The organism is Clostridioides sp. ZZV15-6597 (assembly GCF_020657815.1).
GTDB lineage: Bacteria > Bacillota > Clostridia > Peptostreptococcales > Peptostreptococcaceae > Clostridioides.
The window spans coordinates 1-5628 of the sequence record NZ_JAGWCT010000163.1 but is presented as its reverse complement, the minus strand read 5'-3'; the positions used below and the strand labels follow the sequence as shown (position 1 = coordinate 5628).

At 29.8% G+C, this 5628-nt stretch carries 8 protein-coding genes; all 8 read right to left on the bottom strand.

The window, feature by feature from the left end:
• Positions 1-102: 102 nt before the first annotated feature.
• The 8 genes from KGF52_RS20025 to acpS all read right to left on the bottom strand — a co-directional run bounded on the left by KGF52_RS20025 (position 103) and on the right by acpS (position 5347).
• On the bottom strand, positions 103-1044 hold the full coding sequence (locus tag KGF52_RS20025; protein WP_227841394.1) for a transketolase family protein: 942 nt from the start codon (positions 1042-1044) through the stop codon (positions 103-105).
• Positions 1037-1864 (bottom strand): transketolase, encoded by an 828-nt coding sequence (locus KGF52_RS20020; protein WP_227841393.1) that lies wholly within the window; start codon positions 1862-1864, stop codon positions 1037-1039. The genes KGF52_RS20025 and KGF52_RS20020 overlap by 8 nt, the downstream gene beginning before the upstream one ends.
• Before the next feature lie 171 nt (positions 1865-2035).
• Positions 2036-2419 (bottom strand): type II toxin-antitoxin system PemK/MazF family toxin, encoded by a 384-nt coding sequence (locus tag KGF52_RS20015; protein ID WP_003421356.1) that lies wholly within the window; start codon positions 2417-2419, stop codon positions 2036-2038.
• On the bottom strand, positions 2388-2675 hold the full coding sequence (locus tag KGF52_RS20010; protein WP_227436214.1) for an antitoxin: 288 nt from the start codon (positions 2673-2675) through the stop codon (positions 2388-2390). The genes KGF52_RS20015 and KGF52_RS20010 overlap by 32 nt, the downstream gene beginning before the upstream one ends.
• A 32-nt stretch (positions 2676-2707) precedes the next feature.
• Positions 2708-3865, bottom strand: a complete 1158-nt coding sequence (alr, locus tag KGF52_RS20005) for an alanine racemase (RefSeq protein ID WP_227841392.1) — start codon at positions 3863-3865, stop codon at positions 2708-2710.
• Positions 3866-3879: 14 nt separating this feature from the next.
• Positions 3880-4470, bottom strand: coding sequence for a germination lipoprotein GerS (gerS, locus tag KGF52_RS20000; protein ID WP_227436217.1), 591 nt, complete (start codon positions 4468-4470; stop codon positions 3880-3882).
• 20 nt (positions 4471-4490) lie between these two features.
• Complete coding sequence (locus tag KGF52_RS19995) at positions 4491-4952, bottom strand: CBS domain-containing protein (RefSeq protein WP_227829073.1); 462 nt, start codon at positions 4950-4952, stop codon at positions 4491-4493.
• Positions 4953-4966: 14 nt separating this feature from the next.
• Positions 4967-5347 carry a holo-ACP synthase gene (gene acpS, locus KGF52_RS19990; protein WP_227841391.1) on the bottom strand — a complete coding sequence of 127 codons (381 nt, stop codon included), beginning with the start codon at positions 5345-5347 and terminating at the stop codon, positions 4967-4969.
• Positions 5348-5628: the final 281 nt, after the last annotated feature.

Sequence of the window (5628 nt, the reverse complement as noted above, 5' to 3'; positions counted from 1 at the left end):
TTGATATAGTGTATAAAAAAGAGAGATATAAATTCATATAATGCTTTATATCTCTCTTATACACATATTATATTATTAACAAACATGCATAATTTATATTTCTTACATTCTTTTTGCAAGAATAGCTTCTTTTACAGCTTTTACTATATCATCACAAGTTAATTCATATTTTTTTAACAATTCATTTGGAGCACCAGATTCTCCAAATGAATCTTTAATCCCAACTTTTTTTACAATAGTTGGATAAGATTCTCCAACTGTCTCACTCACAGCAGAACCTAAACCTCCAATTATACTATGTTCTTCTACAGTTACAATAGCATTAGTTTCTTTTGCTGCTTTTAATATTAAATCCTTATCTATAGGTTTTATTGTGGACATATTTATGACTCTGGCACTAATGCCTTCTTCTTGCAATTTTTCTTGTGCCATTATAGCATCATTCACCATAATCCCACAAGCTATAATTGTGACATCATTGCCATCTCTTAGTACTACACCTTTTCCTATTTCAAAATGATAATCCTCATCAAATAAAACTGGAACTGAACTTCTTCCTAATCTAACATAAACAGGTCCATTGTATTTAGCTATTTCAAAAATCATCTTCTCTGTCTCTACTCCATCAGCTGGAACAAGAACTGTCATATTTGGTATAGCTCTCATTATTGCAATATCCTCTACACTTTCATGAGATGCTCCATCTTCTCCAACAGTAAGTCCTGCATGAGTAGCACAAATTTTTACATTTAACTTTGGATAACAAACTGAATTTCTTATAATCTCAAAGGCTCTCCCTGTAGCGAACATAGCAAAAGTACTAGCAAAAGGTATTTTTCCAGCAGTTGATAATCCGCAAGCAGCACCTATTAGATTTTGTTCAGCTATACCCATATTAAAAAATCTATCTGGAAATGCTTCATAAAAATCATGTGTCTTTGTAGACTTTGATAAATCTGCATCTAACACTACAACATTGTCATTTATTTGACCTAATTTTACTAAAGCTTTACCATATGCTTCTCTTGTTGCCATTTTATTCATTGTCAGCACCTCCTAATTCAAGTAAGGCTTGTTCTAGTTCTGCATCATTTGGAGCTGTCCCATGCCATCCTGCTTGATTTTCCATAAAAGATATTCCTTTACCTTTTATAGTCTTTGCAATTATCATTGTAGGCTTTTTAACTGTTGATTTAGCTATATCAAGAGCAGCAAATATTTGGTCAAAATCATGACCATCTATTTCAATTACATTCCATCCAAAAGCCTTAAATTTATCAACGATTGAACCTAAGTTCATTACACTTTCTATGTTTCCATCTATCTGAAGTCCATTATTGTCTAAAAAAGCAATTAAATTATCAAGCTTATAATGTGCAGCACTCATAGCAGCTTCCCAAACTATCCCTTCTTGAACTTCTCCATCACCAAGTAAAGTGTATACATTCCATGGTGCATTATCTAATTTTGATGCCATAGCCATCCCACATGCAGCCGAAAAACCTTGCCCTAAAGAACCTGTGGATATCTCCACGCCAGGTGTTCCTTTCATATCTGGATGTCCTTGTAACATTCTTCCTATTTTCCTCAGTCCATTTAATTCTTCCTTATCAAAATAACCTTTTTCAGCCAATGTTGCATATAATGCTGGTGCAGCATGTCCTTTTGATAATACAAATCTATCTCTATCCTCCATTTTAGGTTTTGAAGAATCCACATTCATTTCATCAAAGTATAACGCAGTAAGTATTTCAACTACTGATAATGACCCTCCTGGATGTCCAGATTTGGCTCTATGTATCATAGAGACTATATCTCTTCTTATGATACGCGCAATCTCATTTAATCCCTTATGGTCTCTCATGTAATTACCTCCCTTGAGTTTGTAATTTTATATCAATTCCATCTTATTATATCACTTTTATGCTATTTTTTTGCGTTATTTTTGATTTTATTAGCTTAGGTTCCTAAAATTAAACTCTATAAAATATTTTTAAAGAAAAAAGGGATTGTCTAACAAAAGACAAACCCCTCTTTAAAAAGTAAACAATCCTAAACTTATTTGAAGCCCATCATCTACTTTTATCATCATATTTTCATCTAGACAACCAATTTTTTCCCTCAGTCTCTTTTTATCAATAGTTCTGATTTGTTCTAAAAGAATCACTGAGTCTTTATTAAGACCATATTCATTGGAACTTATCTCTACATGAGTAGGTAATTTGGCTTTATTAATCTGAGATGTTATAGCTGATACTATAACTGTAGGACTATATTTATTACCTACATCATTTTGTATTATCAGAACAGGCCTAACTCCTCCCTGTTCTGAACCAACAACTGGACTTAAATCAGCGTAATATAAATCACCACGCTTTATTTCACAATTAGTACTCACCTTGGGCAATCTTCCCTTCATTTTTATCATCAGAAGATACTTCGTCAACTGTCATGCCTAGTTCAGCTAATGACAGATTAATTTGACCCATTTCTCTATAACCCGTTTTCATAGATTCTTTAATATGAATTCTCTTTTTCTGAGTTATATAGAACTGAAAAGCAGCTTTTGCAAAATCTTCTCTGTTACTGTTCTCCATCTGAACAATACTATCAACTTCAGAAATCAGAGAGTCTGGTAAAGTAACTTCTATTTTTTCTTTACTCTTATCGTACACAAAATCGCCTCCCAGATTATAATATCATGGTTTTATTTTAGCAAATAACTGTTTATTTGTACAAGCTCATTATTTTCCATATAAACACGGTCAACTCTTCTTGATATCATGCATAACACTTCATAGTTTATAGTTCCTAAGTCTTTGGCTATACGTTCAGCTGTAACTTCACCTTCTCCAAATAGTATAACCTCATCTCCAACTTTTATGTCTATATCTTTGTCAATTCTAACCATTATTTGATCCATACAAATTCTACCAACTACATCAAATACTTCTCCTTTAATAAGAACTTTTGGATTCTTTTGAATTCTAGTGAATCCATCCGCATATCCTATTGGAATTGTAGCTATTGTTTCCATACTAGTAGTTGTATATTTTAGTCCATAACTTATTCCTACACCTGGTTCAACTTGTTTTATATGTCCGATTTTTGATTTTAATTTCATGGCTGGTTTTAGTTCTAGTCTTTCTTTAAATACATCATCAGATGGATAATGACCATATAATATTATTCCTGCTCTTACCATATTTAATCTTAAATCAGGGCAATCCATAATAGCTGCACTATTTGATACATGCTTTATAGCTATTTCTACACCAGCTTCATCTAACTTATCAGACATAAATTTATAATTATTAGCTTGTTTATAAGTGTACTCTTTACTTACTTCATCAGCTGTAGCAAAATGAGTAAACATACCTTCTAAATTTATATATTCTAATTTATTTAATTTTACTATATCCTGTACTGACTCTTCATTAGGTTGGAAACCTATTCTAGTCATTCCTGAGTCTATTTTAATATGAACACAGGCTTTTTCTCCTAAAGATTTTGCAATTTCGTTTATCTTTTGTGCTGTTTCTAAAGAATAAACTGTCATAGTTATTTTATTTTTTATAGAATCTTCAAAAGCTTCATCTGGAGTATATCCTAAGTTCAAAATAGGAAGTGTTATACCATTTTGTCTAAGCTCAATTCCTTCAGCAGTTCTTGCTACTGCTAAATAATCTACTTTTTCCTTTTGTAATAATTTTGCAACTTCTACTGCACCATGTCCATATGCATCAGCTTTTATTACTCCACAAACTTTAATATCTTCTTCTAATAAATTTTTAATATTTTTTAAGTTAAATCTTAAGTTATCTAGATTTATCTCTGCCCATGTAGGCACTGTTATTTTTTGCATTTCTTTAGTCCCCCTTAGTTTCTGTATTCAAAATCTCTGTATTTTACTGTAAATCTTGGCACTCCTTCATTATCTAATACTTCCATCTTTTCAGGGTTCTTTGTGTCAGCATTTACATATAATACTTGCTTATTAAAATATTTATTATCCCCAGGAATAAAAGTCTCCAAAACCAAGTTTCCTTTGGATAACTTTATTTTCATCTCTTCGTTTTGAAGATAATTTTTTATAAAGTCTCCTATAAAAAGATATTGATTATTTTTTCCTGTATTAGGCAATTCCACTATATCACTGATATTTGGATTTTTAACTAATATTTTATCACCTTGATACTCTATACTTTTCCCCTTTAAGTGTTTTGGGGAAATTACTTCTAATTTATAGTTATCAGTTTTTTTATAAGTATGAATTAAAACATAATTGTGTGGGCTCTTATTTCCAACTACTTCTACTTCAGCTTTACAACTGTAAGAATTCATATCAGAAATCTGCTTTTGAAAATCTTTGTATACTTCTTCTTTTGTGGACTGTCGTTTTTGGCATCCTATTACAATTATAACCAGTGCCAAGAACATAATACATACTATAGTCCACTTTTTTCTCACATCACACCTCCTACTTTAGTCTATTCATTATATAAAGCTTTTATTATATCATATCTACAAATTATACCTTTAAGTTTATTGTCATCATCTACTACAGGAACTCTGTTTATTGATTTTTTAATCATTATATTAGCCACATCGTCAAACTTATCATCTTCATGAACTTTTATTATGTCCTTAGACATCAATTCTCCGACTTTATAAGCTGCTACTTGCTTTATGTCTTTTTCTACCTTTTTTAAATCATCTAAAAAAATCAGCCCTTGTAATAAATTTATATATAGAGGTGCTTCTATATATTTTTCTTTTTTAAGAATGTCTGTTTCAGAAATTATTCCAACAACTTTATTTTCTGAATCTACAACTGGCAATCCTCCTATTTTCTCCGCAATTAGCATATTAGCTACATCTGCTATACTATCATCTTGTTTTGCTACTATTACATCTGTTGTCATTATTTCTTTTGCTGTTTTATCCATCATAATGTAATCACTCCTTAGTCCTTAATTATAGTTATCGCATTTGCTATAGCATAATCTTTTGAATGTGATATTGAAACTTTTATTTCTAAAACATTATAATCTATGCACATTTTTGCCAGATTATTATAAGTTTTTACTATTGGTTTTCCCATTTCATTTCTGATAACCTCTATATCTTTAAAGTTAAACATTCTGATTCCTGTACCCATAGATTTACTTATAGCTTCCTTAGCTGCAAAATTACCAGCTATACTTTCTGCCTTAAAATTTTTAGAATTAAAATATTCAATTTCTTTATCTGTAAATATTTTCTTTAAAAACCGATTATTTTTTTCTACAGCTTTTTTTATTCTGTCAATTTCAACTATGTCTACTCCAATATCAAATATATCCATTTTTCCTCCAGAAAATTTATAATAGCTCTTTTCATTTAATAATGAATTTATAAATTTACTATTGATAATACCTATTATTGTTTAGTTTATGTTCCTTTTCCCATTTTATTAATCATTTTATAAAAATTTTACTTTTTAAAATTTTTTTTATTAATTAATCTATTTAATTCTATTATATTATTTTTTTTCCTACACAATAAACAAATTTTTTAAATTTTTTTAAAAATTTTATATAATTTTCTTATATAAATATTTTTCCCTTTCAATTAAATCATTCAAAC

What these genes read in the sequence shown, in the direction of transcription:
- KGF52_RS20015 (WP_003421356.1), bottom strand. Translation starts at nt 2,419, where the DNA reads ATGAAGGGAAGATTGCCCAAGGTGAGTACTAATTGTGAAATAAAGCGT.
- KGF52_RS20025 (WP_227841394.1), bottom strand. Translation starts at nt 1,044, where the DNA reads ATGAATAAAATGGCAACAAGAGAAGCATATGGTAAAGCTTTAGTAAAA.
- KGF52_RS20020 (WP_227841393.1), bottom strand. Translation starts at nt 1,864, where the DNA reads ATGAGAGACCATAAGGGATTAAATGAGATTGCGCGTATCATAAGAAGA.
- KGF52_RS19995 (WP_227829073.1), bottom strand. Translation starts at nt 4,952, where the DNA reads ATGATGGATAAAACAGCAAAAGAAATAATGACAACAGATGTAATAGTA.
- alr (WP_227841392.1), bottom strand. Translation starts at nt 3,865, where the DNA reads ATGCAAAAAATAACAGTGCCTACATGGGCAGAGATAAATCTAGATAAC.
- acpS (WP_227841391.1), bottom strand. Translation starts at nt 5,347, where the DNA reads ATGGATATATTTGATATTGGAGTAGACATAGTTGAAATTGACAGAATA.